17 protein-coding genes and 1 tRNA gene are annotated in these 19,154 nt (G+C 69.2%); 8 read left to right on the top strand and 10 right to left on the bottom strand.

Translation table 11 applies throughout. From position 1 onward, the window contains the following. Nucleotides 1–121: 121 nt before the first annotated feature. The 4 genes from AC069H_RS32180 to AC069H_RS32165 form a co-directional block, all read right to left on the bottom strand. Nucleotides 122–1,102, bottom strand: a complete 981-nt coding sequence (locus tag AC069H_RS32180) for a ribose-phosphate diphosphokinase (protein WP_478225515.1) — start codon at nt 1,100–1,102, stop codon at nt 122–124. After that, entirely contained in the window at nt 1,099–2,586 is a 1,488-nt protein-coding gene (gene glmU, locus AC069H_RS32175; protein WP_478234820.1) for a bifunctional UDP-N-acetylglucosamine diphosphorylase/glucosamine-1-phosphate N-acetyltransferase GlmU, read from the bottom strand. Before glmU ends, AC069H_RS32180 begins: the two co-directional genes overlap by 4 nt. A 44-nt stretch (nt 2,587–2,630) precedes the next feature. After that, the gene (locus AC069H_RS32170; protein ID WP_478225517.1) at nt 2,631–4,379 is read right to left on the bottom strand and encodes a GGDEF domain-containing protein; all 1,749 of its coding nucleotides are present in this window, start codon (nt 4,377–4,379) and stop codon (nt 2,631–2,633) included. 43 nt (nt 4,380–4,422) lie between these two features. Continuing rightward, nucleotides 4,423–4,494 (bottom strand) — tRNA-Gln (locus tag AC069H_RS32165). 173 nt (nt 4,495–4,667) lie between these two features. Between AC069H_RS32165 and AC069H_RS32160 the strand changes: the two genes are divergently transcribed. Continuing rightward, nucleotides 4,668–5,618, top strand: a complete 951-nt coding sequence (locus tag AC069H_RS32160; RefSeq protein ID WP_478234819.1) for an acyl-CoA desaturase — start codon at nt 4,668–4,670, stop codon at nt 5,616–5,618. 98 nt (nt 5,619–5,716) lie between these two features. After that, the gene (locus AC069H_RS32155; protein WP_037318732.1) at nt 5,717–6,310 is read left to right on the top strand and encodes a TetR/AcrR family transcriptional regulator; all 594 of its coding nucleotides are present in this window, start codon (nt 5,717–5,719) and stop codon (nt 6,308–6,310) included. Here the strand turns inward: AC069H_RS32155 and AC069H_RS32150 are convergent, their stop codons facing one another. Together AC069H_RS32150 and AC069H_RS32145 are read right to left on the bottom strand one after the other, a co-directional pair. After that, nucleotides 6,311–6,703, bottom strand: coding sequence for an NUDIX hydrolase (locus tag AC069H_RS32150; protein ID WP_478234818.1), 393 nt, complete (start codon nt 6,701–6,703; stop codon nt 6,311–6,313). Between the two features lie 3 nt (nt 6,704–6,706). Beyond that, nucleotides 6,707–7,228 carry an isochorismatase family protein gene (locus AC069H_RS32145; protein ID WP_478234817.1) on the bottom strand — a complete coding sequence of 174 codons (522 nt, stop codon included), beginning with the start codon at nt 7,226–7,228 and terminating at the stop codon, nt 6,707–6,709. Nucleotides 7,229–7,282: 54 nt separating this feature from the next. Between AC069H_RS32145 and AC069H_RS32140 the strand changes: the two genes are divergently transcribed. Then, nucleotides 7,283–7,972 carry an SDR family NAD(P)-dependent oxidoreductase gene (locus AC069H_RS32140; protein WP_478234894.1) on the top strand — a complete coding sequence of 230 codons (690 nt, stop codon included), beginning with the start codon at nt 7,283–7,285 and terminating at the stop codon, nt 7,970–7,972. Here AC069H_RS32140 and AC069H_RS32135 read toward each other — a convergent pair. The 3 genes from AC069H_RS32135 to AC069H_RS32125 are packed head-to-tail and all read right to left on the bottom strand — an operon-like array spanning nt 7,969 to nt 11,000. Further along, on the bottom strand, nt 7,969–9,153 hold the full coding sequence (locus tag AC069H_RS32135; protein WP_478234816.1) for a PQQ-dependent sugar dehydrogenase: 1,185 nt from the start codon (nt 9,151–9,153) through the stop codon (nt 7,969–7,971). The genes AC069H_RS32140 and AC069H_RS32135 overlap by 4 nt on opposite strands. A gap of 21 nt (nt 9,154–9,174) precedes the next feature. Next, the gene (locus tag AC069H_RS32130; protein WP_478225521.1) at nt 9,175–9,837 is read right to left on the bottom strand and encodes a response regulator; all 663 of its coding nucleotides are present in this window, start codon (nt 9,835–9,837) and stop codon (nt 9,175–9,177) included. After that, the gene (locus tag AC069H_RS32125; protein ID WP_478234815.1) at nt 9,834–11,000 is read right to left on the bottom strand and encodes a sensor histidine kinase; all 1,167 of its coding nucleotides are present in this window, start codon (nt 10,998–11,000) and stop codon (nt 9,834–9,836) included. The genes AC069H_RS32130 and AC069H_RS32125 overlap by 4 nt, the downstream gene beginning before the upstream one ends. A 131-nt stretch (nt 11,001–11,131) precedes the next feature. Here AC069H_RS32125 and AC069H_RS32120 point away from each other — a divergent pair, with 131 nt between their 5' ends. Beyond that, nucleotides 11,132–11,761, top strand: coding sequence for a class I SAM-dependent methyltransferase (locus tag AC069H_RS32120; RefSeq protein ID WP_478234814.1), 630 nt, complete (start codon nt 11,132–11,134; stop codon nt 11,759–11,761). On the opposite strand, the gene AC069H_RS32115 is transcribed toward AC069H_RS32120, so the two are convergent. Next, a complete protein-coding gene (locus AC069H_RS32115; protein WP_478234813.1) occupies nt 11,688–12,452 on the bottom strand; it encodes an MmyB family transcriptional regulator in 765 nt (254 codons plus the stop codon). The two genes, AC069H_RS32120 and AC069H_RS32115, sit on opposite strands and share 74 nt — an antisense overlap. 86 nt (nt 12,453–12,538) lie before the next feature. On the opposite strand from AC069H_RS32115, the gene AC069H_RS32110 reads away from it, so the two are divergent. The 4 genes from AC069H_RS32110 (at nt 12,539) to AC069H_RS32095 (ending at nt 19,093) form a co-directional block, all read left to right on the top strand. Continuing rightward, on the top strand, nt 12,539–13,453 hold the full coding sequence (locus tag AC069H_RS32110) for an LLM class flavin-dependent oxidoreductase (protein WP_478234812.1): 915 nt from the start codon (nt 12,539–12,541) through the stop codon (nt 13,451–13,453). Nucleotides 13,454–13,509: 56 nt separating this feature from the next. Further along, nucleotides 13,510–17,064: a transcription-repair coupling factor gene (gene mfd / locus AC069H_RS32105; RefSeq protein WP_478234893.1), complete on the top strand. Its 3,555-nt coding sequence runs from the start codon at nt 13,510–13,512 to the stop codon at nt 17,062–17,064. A 104-nt stretch (nt 17,065–17,168) separates the two neighbouring features. Beyond that, nucleotides 17,169–18,173, top strand: coding sequence for a hypothetical protein (locus AC069H_RS32100; RefSeq protein ID WP_478234811.1), 1,005 nt, complete (start codon nt 17,169–17,171; stop codon nt 18,171–18,173). Continuing rightward, nucleotides 18,170–19,093 carry a nucleoside triphosphate pyrophosphohydrolase gene (locus tag AC069H_RS32095; RefSeq protein WP_478234810.1) on the top strand — a complete coding sequence of 308 codons (924 nt, stop codon included), beginning with the start codon at nt 18,170–18,172 and terminating at the stop codon, nt 19,091–19,093. The genes AC069H_RS32100 and AC069H_RS32095 overlap by 4 nt, the downstream gene beginning before the upstream one ends. Nucleotides 19,094–19,154: the final 61 nt, after the last annotated feature.

Raw genomic sequence — 19,154 nt, 5'->3', positions numbered from 1 at the left:
AACCTAGCCACGCAGGGCGGCCGGGTGCGCGTCGTTTCGCGAGGAGCCGAAAACGAGCAAGGGACCTTTGCTGTCACTCTCCGAAAGAGAGCGATAGCAAAGGTCCCTTGCTTCGCCTGGATCAGGCGTTGCCGTCGAAGAGGGACGTGACCGACCCGTCCTCGAAGACCTGCTGGATCGCCTGCGCCAGCAGCGGCGCGATGGACAGCACGGTCAGCCCGGGGAACCGCTTCTCCTCCGGGATCGGCAGCGTGTTGGTGATGATGACCTCGCGCGCCTTGCAGTTCGACAGCCGCTCGGTGGCGGGGTCGGACAGGATGCCGTGGGTCGAGGCGATGACGACGTCGGACGCGCCTTCGTCGAGCAGGGCCTCGGTGGCCTTCACGATCGTGCCGCCGGTGTCGATCATGTCGTCGATCAGCACGCACAGCTGACCGCGGACCTTGCCGACGACGCGGTTGGCGACGGCCTGGTTCGGCTTGTCGGGGTCGCGGGTCTTGTGGATGAAGGCGATCGGCCGGTCACCCAGCTGCGCCGCCCACTTCTCGGCGAGCCGCACGCGGCCGGAGTCCGGCGAGACGACGGTGATGTTCTCGCCGTGGTAGGTCTTGTTGATGTGCGCGGCCAGCACGTTCTGCGCGAGCAGGTGGTCGACGGGGCCGTCGAAGAAGCCCTGGATCTGCGCGGTGTGCAGGTCGACCGTCATGATCCGGTCGGCGCCCGCGGTCTTGAACAGGTCCGCGATCAGGCGCGCGGAGATCGGTTCGCGGCCCTTGTGCTTCTTGTCCTGCCGCGCGTACGGGTAGAACGGCATGATCACGGTGATCCGCTTGGCGCTCGCGCGCTTGAGGGCGTCCACCATGATCAGCTGCTCCATCACCCATTCGTTGATGGGAGCGGGGTGGCTCTGGATCACGAAAGCGTCGGTCCCGCGCACCGATTCGTTGAACCGGACGAAGATCTCCCCGTTGGCGAAGTTGTGCGCGGTCTGCGGAACGACCGACACGTTGAGGTGCTTGGCGACCTCTTCCGCGAGTTCCGGGTGGGCGCGCCCGGAGAAGAGCATCAGGTTCTTCTTCGGTGTTCCGGACTTCGAGCTCATGCTGGCGACTCCCCGTCGTTTCCCTTGTTTGAATCGGACACGGCGGTGGTGTCCTGCTTCGCGGCGGAAGCTGCTCCCGCCGCGGGTGTGCCCGGCCTGCGCCGGGACACCCAGTCTTCGATGTTGCGCTGCGGCCCGGTGGACACGGCGAGCGCGCCGGGGGGCACGTCTTGCCTGATCACGGTGCCTGCCCCACTGTAGGCGCCATCGCCGATGGTCACCGGGGCGACGAACGTGTTGTCCGCGCCGAGCCGCACATGGGAGCCGATCGTGGTGTGGTGCTTGTTCACGCCGTCGTAGTTGACGAAGACGCTGGAGCACCCGATGTTGCTGTTCTCGCCGATGGTCGCGTCGCCGACGTAGGTCAGGTGCGGGACCTTCGTGCCGGCGCCGATGTCGGCGTTCTTCGTCTCGACGAAAGCGCCGAGTTTGCCCTTGGTCCCCAGCTTGGAGCCGGGACGCAGGTAGGTGAACGGGCCGACCTTCACGCCGTCGCCCAGTTCCGAATCGGAACCGTGCGTCCGCACCACCGACGCGCCCGCACCGACGGAGACGTTCTCCAGGGTGCTGTCCGGGCCGATCTGCGCGCCCTCGCCGACCGACGTCGAACCCTTCAGCTGCACGCCGGGCTCGATGACGACGTCGCGCGACAGGGTCACACCCGCGTCGATCCAGGTGCTCGCGGGGTCGACGACGGTGACGCCCGCCCGCTGCCAGCCACGGACGATCCGGCGGTTCAGTTCGGCGCCGAGGACGGAGAGCTGAACGCGGTCGTTGACGCCTTCGGTCACCCACGGGTCGTCGATGACCAGCGCGCCGACGCCCTTGCCGTCGCCGCGGGCGATGCCGAGGACGTCGGTGAGGTAGAGCTCGCCCTGCGCGTTGTCCGTCGAAAGCCGCGAGAGCCCGTCGACGAGGACCGAAGCGTCGAAGGCGTAGACGCCGGAGTTGATTTCGGCGATTTCGTGCTGTTCGGGGGTGGCGTCCTTCTGCTCGACGATCGAGGTGACGACGCCGTTTTCGTCGCGGATGATCCGGCCGTAACCGGTCGGGTTCTCGACGACCGCGGTCAGCACGGTGACCGCGTTACCGGTGGAGGTGTGCTCGGCGACCAGGGAAGCGAGCGTTTCGGTGTCGAGCAGCGGGACGTCGCCGTAGCTGACGACGACGGTGCCGGTCAGCCCGGCGGGCAGCGCGGAGAGCGCGCACGAGACGGCGTGCCCGGTGCCCTTCTGCTCTTCCTGGACGGCCGTGACGACCTGGCGGCCGAGTGCCTCGCCGACCTTTTCCAGCCGGGCGCCGACCGAGTCGCGACCGTGGCCGACGACCACGACCAGGTGCTCCGGGTTCAGTCCCGCGGCGGCCCGCACCGCGTGCTCGACCAACGGACGGCCGGCGATCGGGTGCAGCACCTTCGGGGTGGACGAACGCATGCGGGTGCCCTCACCCGCGGCGAGGATCAACGTGCTCAGCGGGCCGGTCACGGCTCTCCCAACATTTCACCAACGGTGGTTGTCGGGCATTGATCCTACGTGGGCTGCTCGGAGTCCCACGCGGGGTCGGTCGGAGCATCCTCACCGGGCCATCCGGTCGCCGGGTCGATGGCCATCGAGTTCACCGACGAAACCTGGTTCCCGCCGCCGCGTTTCGCCTGGTACATGGCCGCGTCGGCGCGGGCGAGGACCTGCTCGGCCCGTTCCTGCGGGCGAAGCGAGACGAGGCCGACGGAGAGGGTGACGCCGTGCGAAAGATGGTGCGGCAGAGATGCGACGGCATTCACAGAACGCCCCAGCGCCTGCTTCGCCGCGGAGGCCGGAGCCCCAGGTAGAAGCACGATGAACTCGTCTCCGCCGTAGCGGGCGACCACGTCGTCTCCGCGCAGGGCGTCGCGCAGCGTGCTCGCGATGACACGGAGCACGTTGTCGCCCTCGGCGTGCGACTGCTTGTCGTTGACGTCCTTGAAACCGTCGAGGTCGACCAGCGCGACCGCGAGCGGCTGGGCGTCGGCGGACGACGCCAGCGAACGCAGCTTTTCGTCGAGCGCGCGCCGGTTCGGCAACCCGGTGAGCGGGTCCTGGAGGGCCTGCTGGGTGATCGCGCCGTGCTCGGCGGACAGGCGTTCGTGCTCCCGGCGCGCGTTGAGCGTGGCGATCTGCGATTCCCGCAGCGACCACATCTCCGTTTCCAGGATGGTCGCGTAGTCGATCAGCGACTGGCTCGCCCCCGACGCGTAGTCCGGGGTGGTGTCGAGCCTGGCGAGCTCGCGGGCGAGGTTCAACCGCATCGACGGCAGCGAGCCGTCCTCGTTGTCCTCGCGGACCTCTTTGAGCACCTGCAGGGCGTCCTCGCGTCGGCCGTCGTTGTCCAGGCAGCGGGCCAGCGCGATGGCGATGATCTCGCGTTCGTGCGGGAACACCAGTTCCGGATGCAGCAGCGAGTTCAGGCGTTCGATATGCGACGAATCGGGCGACGCCAGTGCGGCGGCCGCGGCGAGCACGCCGACCTGGTCGATCGCGGGCACCCCGGCCTTGCGCGGGAAGAGCGACTCAGTGAACGGGCCTTCGGCGGCCTGGGCCATCGACGCCGCGGTGCGGAACTTGTCCGCGCCCTCGTCGTAGCGCTCGATGCGTTCGAGCCGCAGACCCCAGCCCAGCAGCATCTTGACCCGGTTGATCAGCTGGAGCGCGATCTCATGCGGGCTCGCGCTGTCGCGGATCGCCTGCGCGGCGCGGGCGATGGCCTCCTCGGCCGCCTCGTAGACGCCCAGCTGGTTCAGCACCAGCCAGCAGTCGACCAGGGTCGTGGACAGCATCCGGTCCCAGTTGCGCCTGCCGACCTGGCGGTCCGGGACCGCGGAGTCGTCGAGGATGGCCAGCGCCCTGGCGATCTCGGTGAGGGCGGCGTCCTCCTGTTTGGCGATCACCAGACGGCGGCCGCGCATGGCGTGCGCGTCGGCCCGCATCAGCGCGAGCCCGTGCCGCCTGGTGTGCGCGAGCATCTCGTCGAGCCGGGGCTCGGCTTCGGCGGCGAGACCGCGAGTGACGAGCCTGGCCATCGCCGAGTAGCGCAGCAGCTGGGCGACCAGCAACGGTTCGCCGCGGCGCTGCGTCTCGTCGAGGAGTTCGTCGAGGCTGGTGACGATGTCCAGCTGTTCGGCGTAGCTGACCCGCTGGATGGCCGCTCCGAGTTCGCGCGCGCGACCGTAGAGCCAGGCGTCGGACATCTCCGCAAGCGCCGGCCGCCTGCCACTGGTCGTCGCGTCCTCGGTCAGCCGCACACACCCCCACCGTTGAAAACGCCGCTGGTCATCTGTTCGTCTGCTCCGCCGCCAGGATTCGAACCTGAACTGTCAGAACCAAAATCTGAAGTGCTGCCGATTACACTACGGCGGATCGATCCTGGTCAGGATAGCCATGCCGGGGACCTCCGCGTGCGCCCGGGGGTTGTCTCACCGTCGCGGGCACTCCACAGGGGCCGAAACCTCCTGTACCGTAACTTACGGCATCGTAGGTAAGGTCACCCTTAGGGAAACCCTCGGGGTTGCGCATAGAAAAGAAGTGACTGCATGACGGCTACCCTGGACCGTTCCCAGAAGCCCGCGAAGGGCCCCAAGCCGGTAATCGAAGGACATCGATCGAGCGGCGTGCAGCTCTCGGTCTACCTCGGGGTCATCTTCCCGCTCGCCGCGTTGCTCGCGGCCGTCCCGTTCGCCTGGGGCTGGGGACTGACCTGGGTCGACGTCGGCCTGTTCGTGGTCTTCTACGCGATCAGCGGGCTCGGTATCACCGTTTCGTACCACCGCTACTTCACACACGGCTCGTTCAAGGCCAAGTCGTGGCTGCGCGTCGCCATGGCGATCGCCGGCAGCATGGCCGTCCAGGGCCCCGTGATCACCTGGGTCGCCGACCACCGGCGCCACCACGCCTTCTCCGATCGCGACGGCGACCCGCATTCGCCGTGGCTGTTCGGCACCTCGCCGCTCGCCATCGCCAAGGGGTTCTGGCACGCGCACATGGGCTGGCTGTTCGACCGCGACCAGACCAACGCGGAGCGGTTCGCGCCGGACCTGGTGAAGGATCCGGCCATCAAGAAGGTCGACGACCTGTTCTGGCTGTGGAGCCTGCTCACCCTGGTGCTGCCAGCGATCCTCGGTGGACTGATCACCTGGTCGTTCTGGGGCGCGGTGACCGCCTTCTTCTGGGCCGGGCTGGTGCGCGTCTGCGTGTTGCACCACGTGACCTGGTCGGTCAACTCGGTCTGCCACATGATCGGCGAGCGCCCGTTCGCGGCTCGCGACAAGTCGGCCAACTTCTGGCCGCTGGCGATCTTCTCCTTCGGCGAGTCGTGGCACAACCTGCACCACGCCGACCCGACCTCGGCGCGGCACGGTGTGCAGCGTGGTCAGATCGACCTTTCCGCGCGGCTGATTTGGATCTTCGAGAAGTTCGGCTGGGCCTACGACGTGCGCTGGCCGACCCCGCAGCGCCTCGCGCGCATCGCCACTGAAAGCAAATAGCGAGGTCGCGTTAGTCTTCTGCGATGGCGGGGAGAAGGCGGACCAAACGTGAAGCGGTCACCGGGGCGCGTCCTGTCGCTCCGGTGGCCCGGGTGCGGATGACGGGGACCGAGCGCAGGCAGCAGCTGCTCAACGTCGCCAGGGCCCTGTTCGCGGAGAAGGGTTTCGAAGGCACGTCCATCGAGGAGATCGCGCATCGCGCGAACGTCTCCAAACCGGTGGTGTACGAGCATTTCGGCGGCAAGGAAGGCATCTACGCCGTCGTCGTCGACCGCGAGACGCAGCTGCTGCTCGACCGGATGGTGTCCACCCTCCACGGTGGACACCCGAGGGTGATGCTGGAGCAGGCGGCGATCGCGTTGCTCTCCTACGTCGAGGACTCCCACGACGGCTTCCGCATCCTGGTGCGGGATTCACCGGTCGCGAGTTCGACGGGCACGTTCTCGACGGTGCTGAACGACATCGCCAGCCAGGTCGAGCACATCCTCGCGCAGCAGTTCGCCGCGCGGGGCTACGACGAGAAGCTGGCCGCGCTGTACGCGCAGGCGCTCGTCGGGATGGTCGCGCTCACCGGGCAGTGGTGGCTCGACGCCAGGAAGCCGAAGCGCGACGAGGTCGCCGCGCATCTGGTCAACCTGGCCTGGAACGGTCTGTCCAATTTGGAGCACAAACCCAAGCTGCGGCTGTACTAGTCAGCGCAGGAGGCCGGTCTCCCGCAGGTGATCGAAGATGATCTTGTCCACCGCGGAGACCCGGTCCCTGTCCTCGTAGCCGAGCCACGCGACCTCGTCGATCTCGCTGCTGGCCGTGAGTGTCCCGCCGAATTCGGCCGTGTAGCAGGTCATCCGGACCAGTAGCCCCGTCGCGTGGCCATCCGCCTGCGCTTCGAAGACCCCGGCGGGCTCGATGCTCGCCGGTGCGATCTCGACGGTCATTTCCTCACGGATTTCGCGGATCAGGGTCTCCGTGTCGGTTTCGCCGGGTTCGCGTTTGCCGCCGGGCGGGTAGAACACGGACTTGCCGCGCGAGCGGGTGCTCAGGATCCGGCCGTCGCGCAGGTGCAGCCAAGCGATCTTGTCGATCATGGTTCAGCCCAGCGCCGCGGCGGTCTCGGCGGTCGTGAGCACTTCGCCCAGCCGCGGGAACACCTTCGTGACCGCCGACTCATGGGAGATCGCGGCGATACCCGCCATCGCGTCCGAAACGGCGATGGTCTCGTAGGCGTGGTCGATCGCGGCCCTCAGTGTCGATTCGACGCCGTATTCCGTGGCGATCCCGGCGAGCACCAGTGTTTTCATACCGAGTCCGCACAGGAGTTCGTCGAGTCCGGTGCGGTAGAACGCGCCGATCGTGTGCTTGGTGATCAGGTGCTCGCCTTCACGAGGCGTCAGCTCGGCGACCAGTTCGCTGCCGGGCGGTTGCTCGTCGACACCCGGCCGGTGCGCGCGCACGTGGACGATCGGTGAGCCGGCCGCGCTGAAGGCCTCTCGCAACAGGACGGCGTTCGACACGACCTCGGTGCCTTCGATCGGGACGGTCTCCAGCGCGACGATCCGCGTCTGGAGGTCGATCAGGACGAGCGCCGTCGTCGCCGGGTCGATCTTCGTCATGGGGGAAGCCTAGTGTCCCTATGCCGGAGGTCATGGGGCAGAACAGGGGAAGTGGTGGTCACCGGCGGCGGCACCGGGATCGGTCACGCGGTCGCGGCGGCGTTCGCCGCGCGAGGTGATCGGGTGACGATCACCGGCCACCGCGAACAGGTCCTCACCGAGGCCGCCACGCTGCTCGGCGCGAACCCAGTCCCGTTCGACGCGGTGGACCGGGCGCCGGCCGAACCGCCGGAGCGCGTCGACGTCCTGGTCAACAACGCGGGCGGGAACACCGATTTCCGGAACGAGCCCGCCGAAGACCTGAATGCCTTCGCGGCGAACTGGCAGGCCAACATCGACGCGAACGTGTTCAGCGCCGTGCTGGCCACCCGTGCCTTGCGGGAAAGGTTCGCCGACGGCGCGCGGATCGTCACCATCGGCTCCATCGCCGCGCGGACGCGAGCGGGTTCCTACGGTGCGGCCAAGGCCGCGCTGGAGGCGTGGAACGTCGATGTGGCAAGGGGATTCGGGCCGCGCGGGATCACCGCGAACATCGTCGCGCCCGGACTGGCCGGGGACACCGAATTCTTCCAGGGCAAGCTGTCCGACGAACGCCGGGCGTGGCTGATCTGCAACACGCTGACCAAACGCGCCGGCGAGCCCGCGGACGTCGCCGAAGTGGTGGCCTTCCTGGCGAGCCCGGAGGCGCGGCACGTCACCGGCCAGATCGTCCACGTCAACGGCGGCGCGCACCTCGGTCGTTAGGCACCAGGGGTGACCTTCAGCAGTTTGTCGTCCTGGCCTTCCGAAGTCGTGATGTAGAGCGAGCCGTCGGGCGCGCTTCGGACGGCGCGAAGCCTGCCGAACTTGTCGTCGAACTCGGGCGGCAGCGTCACTTCGGTGACCTTGCCCGCGTCGTCGAGGCGGAACAGCAGGAGCTTCTGGCCTTTCAGCGCGGTCACGGCCAGCGAGCCTTCGAGCGCTCCCCACTGCGATCCGGTGAGGAACTCCGCGCCGCAGATCGCCTCGGTGATCTCGCCGGTCGTCCACAAAGGACTGACGGCGTCCGGGAAGCGCTGCTTGTCGGTCATCGGGACGCTTTCGTCGTAGCTGGTCTCGGTGCCGCCCTTGGAGGGGTCCCAGCCGTAGTTCGCGCCCGCGGTCTCCAGGTTGACCTCGTCGTCGATGGTCGGCCCGTGCTCGGCGGTGAACACCTGCCCGGTGCCGGGACGGACCGTGACGCCCTGGACGTTGCGGTGCCCGTAGGTGAACACGCGCTGTTCGTTCGGGTTCGCGGACTTGATGAACGGGTTGTCCGGCAACGCGTTCCCGGTCTTCGCGTCGACGCGGAGCACCTTGCCGCCGAGACTCGTCCGGTCCTGCGGATGCTGCGGGCGGGCGGTGTCGCCGGTGCCGATGAGCAGCGCGCCGTCCGCGCCGAACGCGGGACGGCAGCCGGAGTGCCTGCCGCTGGGGTTCACCGGCAACCCGGTCAGGAGGTCCTTGACCTTCGTGGCGCTCGCGCCGTCGTCCGACAGCCGCCAGGTGACCAGCCGGATGTCGACGGCGGTGTCGCCCTCCTTGTGGGTCTGGCAGGTGATGAACTCGCGCGACGTCGCGAAGTCCTTGCTGATCACCATCCCCATCAGGCCGCCTTCGCCGCGGACGTGGACGTCGGAGAAGTCCGCGGCGACGTCGCGTTTCGTGCCGCCTTCGACCAGGGCCAGCTTCCCGGGGCGCTGGGTGACGAGGATCTTCCCGTCCGGCAGGAAACCGACGTCCCAGCCGTGTTCGAGCCCGGTCGTCACCTGCTCCACCTTCAGCGCCGACGCGGCGGGCTTCGAAGTGACCGGTGGTGCGCTCTGCACCGTCTCGCTCGAAGCCCCGGAACAGGCCGTGACCAGCAAGGACAGCGAAGCGAACCCGACGACGGCGGTAGTGCGCATGACATCAGCATGCCACCGTGCTCAACCGCCCGCGCGAACCAAACCGCTTTCGTAGGCGAACACGACCGCGTGCACCCGGTCGCGCAGTGAGAGTTTCGCGAGAATGCGGCCGACGTGGGTTTTCACCGTCGTCTCGCCGATGTAGAGCTTCGAGGCGATTTCGCTGTTCGCCAGGCCGCGCGCGATGAGCGCGAGGACGTCCTTCTCGCGTTCGGTCAGCTTCTCCAGCCGCTTGCTTTCGCCGCCGTCGCGGGCGTCGTCCAGATAGCGGTCCAGCAGGCGTTTCGTGACCGAAGGGGAGACCATCGAATCCCCGCGAAGCACACCTCGGATCGCGACGAGGATTTCTTCGGCCGGAGCGTCCTTGACCAGGAAACCGCTGGCGCCGGCGCGCAACGCCGCGTACGCGTACTCGTCGAGGTCGAAGGTGGTGATCATCAGGACCCGCGTCCCTGGCAGCGCCGCGCAGATCCGCTCCGTCGCCGCGACGCCGTCGAGCACCGGCATCCGGACGTCCATCAGGACCAGATCCGGCCGCAGTCTCAATGCGGTCTCCACCGCTTCGGCCCCGTTGGCGGCTTCGCCCGCGACGGTCAGGTCCTCCTGGCTCGTGACGATCATGCCCATCCCGACGCGGACCAGTTCCTGGTCGTCGCAGATCAGCACCTTCACCGGGGATGTCATCCCGCCTCCACCACCAGGCTCGCGGCCACCCGGTAACCGCCGTCCCGGGTCGGCCCGGTGTCGAGTGTCCCGTGGAACATCTCGACCCGCTGCGCCATCCCCGCCAGGCCCCGCCCCGAAGACGGCAGCCTCGGCGCGGGCGGCCCGGAACCGCCGGTGTTCGTCACCTCGATCCGGACGTCCCGGCGCGGGCCCTCCTCGCTGAAATCGATTTCGACGGTTCCGCTCGCGTCGCCGGGCGCGTGCTTGATCATGTTCGTCAGTGCTTCCTGGACGATCCGGTACGCCTGGAGCGCGGCGCTGGGCGGCAGCCTGTCGGCGTCACCGGTGACCCGGAGACCGACTTCGCGGCCCGTCGCGCTCACTTGCTCGACCAAATCGCGAAGTTCCGCGACGGCGGGCTGAGGACTTCGAACGGTTTCGCCCGCATGGAGGACCTCCAGGAGACGGCGCAACTCGGCCAGCGCGTCGCGACCCGCTTTGCCGATCGTGTCGAGCGTGCGGTCGACCGCTTCGGGATCCTTGTGACGCATGAGTTTCGCGCCCTCGGCGTTGATCACGATGACACTCACGCTGTGCGCGAGGACGTCGTGCAGTTCCCGCGCGATGCGGGTGCGCTCCTCGGCGACCGCGGCCCGCGCGCGGGCGTCCTGTTCGGACGCGGCCAACTCGGCCTTCGCCGCCTCCTCGTCCGAAAGACGTTGGCGCGCGCGGAAGAATTCGCCGAGCGCCCAGGCCGCGACGTGCAGCGGGATCGTCGCGAAGATCGCGACCTCCGGTCCCTGTTCGGTGGTGGCTCCCCAGGTGAGGCCCCAGGTGACGTCGAGGGAGACGATGACGACGGCGATGACCGCGGCGAACCGGCGGTTCCCCGCGCGGACCATGGTGTAGAGCGCGACGGCCATCGCCAGTTCGCAGCGGCCGCGGTCGTACGCCCAGACCTCCACGAGGCTCTGCGCGGCCACACCCGTGACGATCAGCACCGCGACGATCTCGGGATGACGTCGCCGCCAGAGCAGCGGGAGGAGGAAGAGGTACGGCACGAGCAGGATCGCCTTGGGGACCGGCGACGACCCTGTCGGCGCGAGGAAGATGAAGCACGCGAAGAGCGGCAGGTCGGTCACCCACGGGTGGGCGCGGATCCGCTCGGACAGCCTGAGCACGTCCCGAACGTAACCGCGGTGGGCGGCCGAGCGCGTCGTCCTGGGGTACCCCCGTCGTCCTCCCGCGGGAGGACGGGGACGGCCGTCGCGGCCGACGCGGGGCCACGGAACCCGTTCCTAGCGTCGGGATCATGTCGATCACCAGGGAATTCCTCCGCCATCCGATGCTCACCGGTGCCGTCGCGGCCAGCTCCCCGAAACTGGCCGAAGCCATGACGACGGGCCTCGGGCTGGAAAACGCCAGGTTCGTCGTCGAGCTGGGGCCCGGTACGGGCGTGTTCACCGGTGCGATCCTCCGGCGGCTGCCGCCGGGCGCCCGGCTGGTCGCCGTCGAGATCAATCCCAGGCTCGCCGGGAACCTGCGGGAGCGGTATCCGGAGATCGAGATCGTCCAGGGATCCGCCGAGAGCCTGGACGAGTACGTGCGTGAGGCCGCCGACGTCGTGGTTTCCGGTCTGCCGTGGACGGTCATGACAGCGGAACGCCAGGAACGGATCCTCGACCGGGTGACCGAAGTCCTGGTCCCGAACGGGCGGTTCACGACCTTCGCCTACGCCCACGCCGCCTGGGCACCGCCGGGCAGGCGGTTCGCCGCCGCGCTGCGTGACCGGTTCGCGGTGACCGGGCGCTCGCCGGTCGTCTGGCCGAACCTGCCGCCCGCGTTCGTGCACCGCGCGGCCCTGCCGGTCAGCGCGTCAGGATCGCGGCCGTCTCGGCGTCGGCGGGAAGGAAGGTCTCCAGTTTCAATTCCGACACCGTGACGTCGGCCGCGGTGGCGAACGTCGTGATGGCCGTGATCAGCCGCAGCTCACCCGCCGAAGTGGACAGGCGCATCGGCACGGCGAACCCGAGATGGTCCGGGCCGGGCGGTCCCTGCTCCGGAACGTAACTTTCGAGTTCGGCCAGCAGCGCGGCGAGCCGCTCGTCGGGCGCGTGCGCGATCTCCTGCGTCAGCCGTTCCAGGATGTGCCGCGCCCAGTCCGCGAGGTTCAGCACCCGCGGCGCCATCCCCTTCGGATGCAGCGCGAGCCGCAGGGTGTTGACCGGTTCCTCCAGCAGTTCGGGCGCCACGTCCTCGAAGAGCAGGTCGAGTGCGTCGTTGCGGGCGACGAGCACGCCGTAGCGGTCGACGACGATGGCCGGGTACGGCCGGTGCCCGTCGAGCAGCCGACGCATGCCGTCGAGGACCGGCTTCAACGCGGGATCGTCCAGATCCGTTTCGGGGAAACCGGGGGCGAACCCGGCCGCGAGCAGCAGGCCGTTGCGTTCCCGGAGCGGGAGTTCGAGCGATTCGGCGACGCGCAGCACCAGGCCGCGGCCGGGGATCGACCGGCCGCCTTCCAGGAAACTCACATGCCGTTGGGTGGTCCCGGCCCGGAGCGCCAGTTCCAGCTGGGAAAGCCGCCGCCGCTCACGCCAGCCCCGCAGCGCGGGGCCGAATCCGGAAACCATGGCCGTCATCTTGGCCGAGCCGCCGTCGGCGCCGCCATTCCCTCGAAGGAATTGAGACGATTCCCCGCCGCGGCGATGCTCCCGGCATGAAATTCGGTCTGGTCGTCCCTACTTATCGGTCCATCCTCGACGCCGGGCGCACCGCGCCGGAAATGGTCGCCATCGCCGTCGAAGCCGAGCGCCTCGGCCTCGATTCGGTCTGGGTCGGCGACACCCTCGCGCGGGCGCCCATCGATCCGTTGACGTTGCTCGCCGCGTTCGCCGCCAGAACCGAGCGGGTCACCCTCGGCACCGCCGCGCTGCTTCCGGCGTTGCGGGATCCGCTGCTTTCCGCGAACGCGATCCTCTCGCTCGACCTGCTCAGCCAGGGCCGGGTCACGCTCGGCGTCGGCGCGGGGTTCGCCGGCCGCAGCGAACCCGAGTTCGCCTTCACGCGCGTGCCGTGGGAACGCCGCCGCGCCCGGCTCGACGACATCGTCGCGTTGTGGCGGCACGTCTGGAGCGGGAACAGCGGTCCGTTCCACGGCGACGTGCTGCACTACGACACACTTCCGGAGTACCCGGAACCGCACCGTCCGGGTGGTCCGCCGGTGTGGCTGGCCGCGTTCACCCCGGGCGCGCTCCAGCGGGCGGGACGGCTTTACGACGGCTGGCTGCCGTATCCGCCCGACGTCGCGGACTACGCCGACGGGCTCGCGAAGATCCGCGAAGCAGCTGTACGTCCCGTGACGCCCGCGTTGTTCGCGACAGTGCTCATCGAGGAGGACTCGATCCGTGCCCGCGAGCGGCTGGAGGACTACGCGCAGCGGAATTACGGCGTTCCGCTGGACTTCGCCGAGAAGATCCAAGTGCAGATCGCGGGCAGCCCGGCGCAGGTCGCCGACAGGTTGCGCGAATACCAGGACGCGGGCGCCGAACACGTGCTGATCCGGATCGCGACGCAGGAACCGGCCGAGTTCGACGAACAGCTTCCGAAGGTCGCCGACGCCTTGCCCCGGTAATCGCGCGGCGGACTGTCGGTGCCCCCACGTAGGCTGGGACGGTGACAAACGCTCCATTGTCCGGACTCCTTCATTCCATCCTTCCCGATCCGGCCCTTCGCGGGGTCGTGGAGCGGGCCGGTGCACCGGTGCTCGAACTCCAGGGCGCGATCGCCACCCGCCAGCTGGTCGTGGGCGCCCTCGCCGCGGACGAGGGCGCCGGCCGCCCCGTGCTCGCGGTGACCGCGACCGGCCGCGAGGCCGACGAATTGACCGCTTCGCTGAAGTCCTTCCTCGGCGAAGGCGCCGTCGCCGACTTCCCGTCCTGGGAGACGCTGCCGCACGAGCGGCTGTCACCCCGGGCGGACACCGTCGGGCGGCGGCTGGAGGTGCTCCACCGGCTCAAAGCGGGCGCCGACGACCTGCGTGTCGTCGTCGCGACCGTCCGCAGCCTCATCCAGCCGATGGCGCCCGGGCTCGGTTCGCTCGCGCCCATCGACCTGGTGGTCGGCGAGGAGCAGAGTTTCGAAGGGCTGCTCGAGCGGCTGGTCGAGCTCGCCTACACGCGGGTGGACATGGTCGAGAAGCGCGGCGAGTTCGCCGTGCGCGGCGGCATCCTCGACCTGTTCGGGCCGACGGCGCAGCATCCGGTGCGGGTCGAGTTCTGGGGCGACGAGGTCAGCGAGATCCGCGCGTTCGCGGTGTCGGATCAGCGGTCGCTGCCGGGGGAGATCCGGCACGTCAGCGCGCCGCCGTGCCGTGAGCTGCTGCTCACCGAGCCGGTGCGCGCGAAGGCCGCCGAGCTGGCGACGACGTACGAAGCGGACGCCCAGCTCACCGAGATGCTCACCAAGCTCTCGGGCGGGGTCCCCGTCGAGGGCATGGAGGCGCTCATCCCGGTCCTGTGCGAGGGCGAGCTGGAGCTGCTGACCGACGCGATGCCCCAGGGCACGCACGTGCTGCTGGCCGATCCGGAGAAGATCCGCGCCCGCGCGGCCGACCTGGTCCGCACCGGGCAGGAGTTCCTCGAAGCGTCCTGGACGACGGCCGCCGCGGGCGGTCAGGCGCCGATCGACCTCGGCGCGTCCGCGTACCGGGACCTCGCGGGGATCGCGAAGCACGCTCAGGAGACGAAGCGCCCTTGGTGGACGCTGACTCAGCTGGCCAGTGACGATCCCGACGTCTACCGCGTCTCGATCGAGGCCGCGCCGAACTACCGCGGCGAGGTCGAGCGCGCGACGACGGACCTGCGCGCGCACACGGCCGCGGGCGGGACGGCCGTGCTCGTCGTCGCCGGGCACGGCACCGCGGCTCGCGCCGTCGAGCAGCTGTCGGCGGGGGACGTGCCCGCGTCGCTCGCCGAAGGCGTCACCGGTCCGCTGACACCCGGCGTCGTGACGGTGACGTGCGGCGGCCTTTCGGACGGTTTCGTCTCGCCGGAGCGAGCGCTGGTCGTGCTGTCCGAATCGGATCTCACGGGCCGGGGATCGGGCGCGGGGACGTCCACAAAGGACTTCAGCACCAAGATGCCGTCGCGGCGCCGCAACGCCGTCGATCCGCTCGCCCTCAAGGCCGGCGACTACGTGGTGCACGACCAGCACGGCATCGGCCGGTTCGTCGAGATGGTGCAGCGTACCGTCGCCGGCGCGACGCGCGAGTACCTGCTGCTGGAGTACGCCTCCTCCAAACGCGGGCACCCGGGGGACCGGCTGTTCGTCCCGACCGACCAGCTCGACGAGGTCTCCCGTTACGTCGGCGGCGAACTGCCGACGCTGAACAAACTCGGCGGGTCGGACTGGAAGAACACCAAGGCCAAGGCGAAGAAGGCGGTCAAGGAGATCGCCGCCGAGCTCGTGCAGCTCTACGCGGCGCGGCAGGCCGCTCCGGGGCACGCGTTCGGCCAGGACACCCCGTGGCAGGGCGAACTCGAGGACGCCTTCCCGTTCACCGAGACCAACGACCAGCTCGCCGCGATCGACGAGGTCAAGGCGGATATGGAACGCGGCGTCCCGATGGACCGCGTCATCTGCGGCGACGTCGGCTACGGCAAGACCGAGATCGCGGTGCGCGCGGCGTTCAAGGCGGTGCAGGACGGCAAGCAGGTCGCGGTGCTGGTGCCCACGACGCTGCTCGCGCAGCAGCACCTCAACACCTTCACCGAACGGATGAGTTCGTTCCCGGTGAAGATCAGGGGCCTTTCGCGGTTCACCTCGAAGCCCGAGTCGGACGCGATCCTCGAACAGCTCGCTTCGGGCGACGTCGACATCGTGATCGGCACGCATCGCCTGCTGCAGACCGGGATCCGGTACAAGGACCTCGGCCTGGTGATCGTCGACGAGGAGCAGCGGTTCGGCGTCGAGCACAAGGAGCACATCAAGGCGCTGCGGACGCACGTCGACGTGCTGACCATGTCGGCGACGCCGATCCCGCGGACGCTGGAGATGTCGCTCGCCGGGATCCGTGAGATGTCCACGATCCTGACCCCTCCCGAGGACAGGCACCCGATCCTGACCTACGTCGGCGCGTACGACGACAAACAGGTCGGCGCCGCGATCCGGCGCGAACTGCTGCGCGACGGCCAGGTCTTCTACGTGCACAACAGGGTTTCGTCGATCGAGAAGGCCGCGAAGCGCATTCGCGAGCTGGTGCCCGAGGCGCGTGTCGTCACCGCGCACGGGCAGATGAACGAGGACAAACTCGAGAAGATCATCCAGGGTTTCTGGGAGAACGAGTACGACGTGCTCGTCTGCACCACGATCGTCGAGACCGGGCTGGACATCTCGAACGCCAACACGCTGCTGGTGGAACGCGGTGACCTGCTGGGTCTCGCGCAGCTGCACCAGTTGCGCGGCCGGGTCGGGCGAGGGCGTGAGCGCGGGTACGCGTACTTCCTGTACCCGCCGGAGGCCCCGCTCACCGAGACGGCGCACGACCGGCTGGCGACCATCGCGCAGAACACCGAACTGGGCGCGGGCATGGCCGTCGCGATGAAGGACCTGGAGATCCGCGGCGCGGGCAACATCCTCGGCGCGGAGCAGTCCGGGCACATCGCGGGCGTCGGGTTCGATCTGTACGTGCGGCTCGTCGGCGAAGCGGTCGACGCGTTCCGCCGTCACGCGGGCGCGGAGACCGCCGAAGAGGAGGAACTCGCCGAGGTCCGCGTGGATCTCCCGGTGGACGCGCATATCCCGCACGACTACGTGCCGGGCGAGCGGCTGCGGCTGGAGGCGTACCGCAAGATCGCCGCCGCGCCCGACCAGGCCGGGCTCGACGCCGTCCGCGAGGAACTGGTCGACCGCTACGGCCAGCCGCCCGCACCGGTGCGGAGGCTGCTCGCGGTCGCCGCGTTCCGGCACACCTGCCGCGCGGCCGGGGTCACCGAGGTCTCCGCCCAGGGCACGTCGATCCGGTTCGCGCCGCTGCCGCTGGCGGATTCGCAGATGGTGCGGCTGAAGCGCTTGTACCCCAAGGCTCTCTACAAGGCGGTGACGAACACGGTCTCCGTGCCGAAGCCGACGGAAGGTCCGGCGGGCGGGCGGATGGGCGCCCCGGCGCTGCGAGACGAGGAGCTGCTGGACTGGTGCGCGAAGCTGCTGACGAATCTGATGAAGTCGCCGGCGCCCGTCGCGTGATCGGAGGCGGGACACGGGGTGTCACGGGCTCATGAGCCGAGCCCGAATCGCGACTCACGACCTGGTTCTCTCGCCGGGGCCGGTATGAGAGGGTAGGCCCTGTGATGCGGATCATGGGGCGCCGTCGCGCGCTGGTCGGGGTTCTTGCCGGTTCTCTCCTTCTCGCCGGATGCAACGCCGGACCCGGGCAGGTCGGTGCGGCGGTGATCGTCGACGGCAGGACCGTTTCGGTGGATCGCGTGCAGCAGCTGATCGACAAGGCCGTTCGTGAGCACCCGTACGGTCAGCAGCTCGCCAAGGAGCACAAGCTCGACCTCGTCGGCCGCGAAATCGTCCGGCAGGAGATCCTGCACGACCTCACCAAGCGCGCCGCTCAGCGGGAAGGCATCGGGGTCGACGAATCCCTCGTGGTGAACGCGTTGCAGAACGATCCGCTGGCGAAGCCGATGGAGGCCAACCCGCAGGACGACCCCGAGCTCAGCGTCGAGCAGCTCGTGGCGCGGGTGCGGGACCACCGCGAGGCGCTGGTCGACGCGGCGCTGCAGACCCAGCTCGCGATGAAGTACGTGGACAAGCTCACCGTCACGTTCGATTTCAGCTCGGTCTCCTCGACCGACGCCACCGGTGGCGACTCGGACAAGCTGCGCGAGCAGGCGATCGAGAAGGCCCGCCGCTTCGCCGCCTCGCCGAACGCGGCCGCCGAGCTGATCGCGCAGGACCAGCAGACCTCCGACAGGCAGGCGGGCACCGGCCAGAAGCTGCCCGCCATGCAGTCGCCCGCGACCGCGGCCACCGTCTTGTTCGGTCTCGAACCCAACACCGTCGCCGCCTTCAAGCCGACACCGCAGCAGCCTCTGTGGGTCGTCGTCGTGGTGCGTGAGCGGACCGCGGACAAGCCCGTCGCGTCGGACCAGGCCGCGCAGCCCACTGCCCAGCAGCTGGCCAAGATCGGTGTCCGGCTCCTCCAGCCGGACCTCGACCAGGTCGACCTCAAGGTGAACCCGCGCTACGGCGTGTGGGATGTTGTCGACATGGACCTCGCGCCCAACGAAGCTTCGAAGAAGGGCATCGTGCTGCCTGTGCACGGTGCCGCCCCGCAGAACCCGTGACCGCTGCCGTCGTCGTGATCGCCCGCGGTGCGACACTGCCCGCCGCGGCACTCCCGATCCTGCGGAACGGCGCGGCCGTGTACGCGGCGTCCGATGTGGATCCAGGCGTTTTCGGGGTACCCGCGCTCGGTGAGGCGCAGGTGCGCGAGTTCGTGCTCATCGCCGGATCGCGCAGGGAACCGAAGGCCGCGGCGCTGATCAGGTCGGGCGCGCGCGTGATCGAAGCGCCCGTTCCGCCGCTGGTCGAGGCCGCCGAGGTGATGGACCGGCTCCGCTCGCCGGGCGGATGCCCGTGGGACGCCGTCCAGACACACGAGTCGCTGCGCCAATACCTGGTCGAGGAGACCTACGAGCTGCTCGACGCGATCGAGGAGGGCGACCGCGTCGCCTTGCGCGAGGAACTCGGCGACGTCCTGCTCCAGGTGCTGTTCCACGCGCGCGTCGCGGTCGAGGACGCGGACGATCCGTTCGGGATCGACGAGGTCGCTTCCGAACTGGTCGCGAAACTCGTCGGACGTCATCCGCATGTCTTCGCCGACGCTCCCCGGGTCGAGACCGTCAGCGACCAGAACCTCAAATGGGAAGAACTGAAGCAGGCCGAGAAGAGCCGCCAGTCCATTGTGGATGGTGTCGCGCTCGGCCAGCCCGCCGTGGCGCTCGCCGGGAAGCTCGGCCAGCGCAGTGGGCGGGCCGGGATCCCGCTCGACCTCTTCCCCGACGGTTCCGAAGCGGCCGCCCAGCTGTTCCGGGTGGCCGCGACCGCGCGCCGCGCGGGCGTCGATCCCGAAGGCGAGCTCCGCGCCGTCGCGAAGCAGTTCGCCCGCGATATCCGGGCCGCCGAGCAGGCCGCACGCGACGCCGGTCTGGAGCCGACGACGCTCGAAGCCGACGGCTGGCGCAAGTTCTGGCCGGATTCCTGAGCGAAGCCTCCACGGAGGACTTGTGACACAGGACACAATCGGGTGAGAACCGTTTCGGTGA

This window comes from Amycolatopsis sp. NPDC043887, assembly GCF_056435665.1.
Note: the sequence above shows the minus strand (reverse complement) of the source record. Positions and strands in the feature narration are given on the sequence as shown.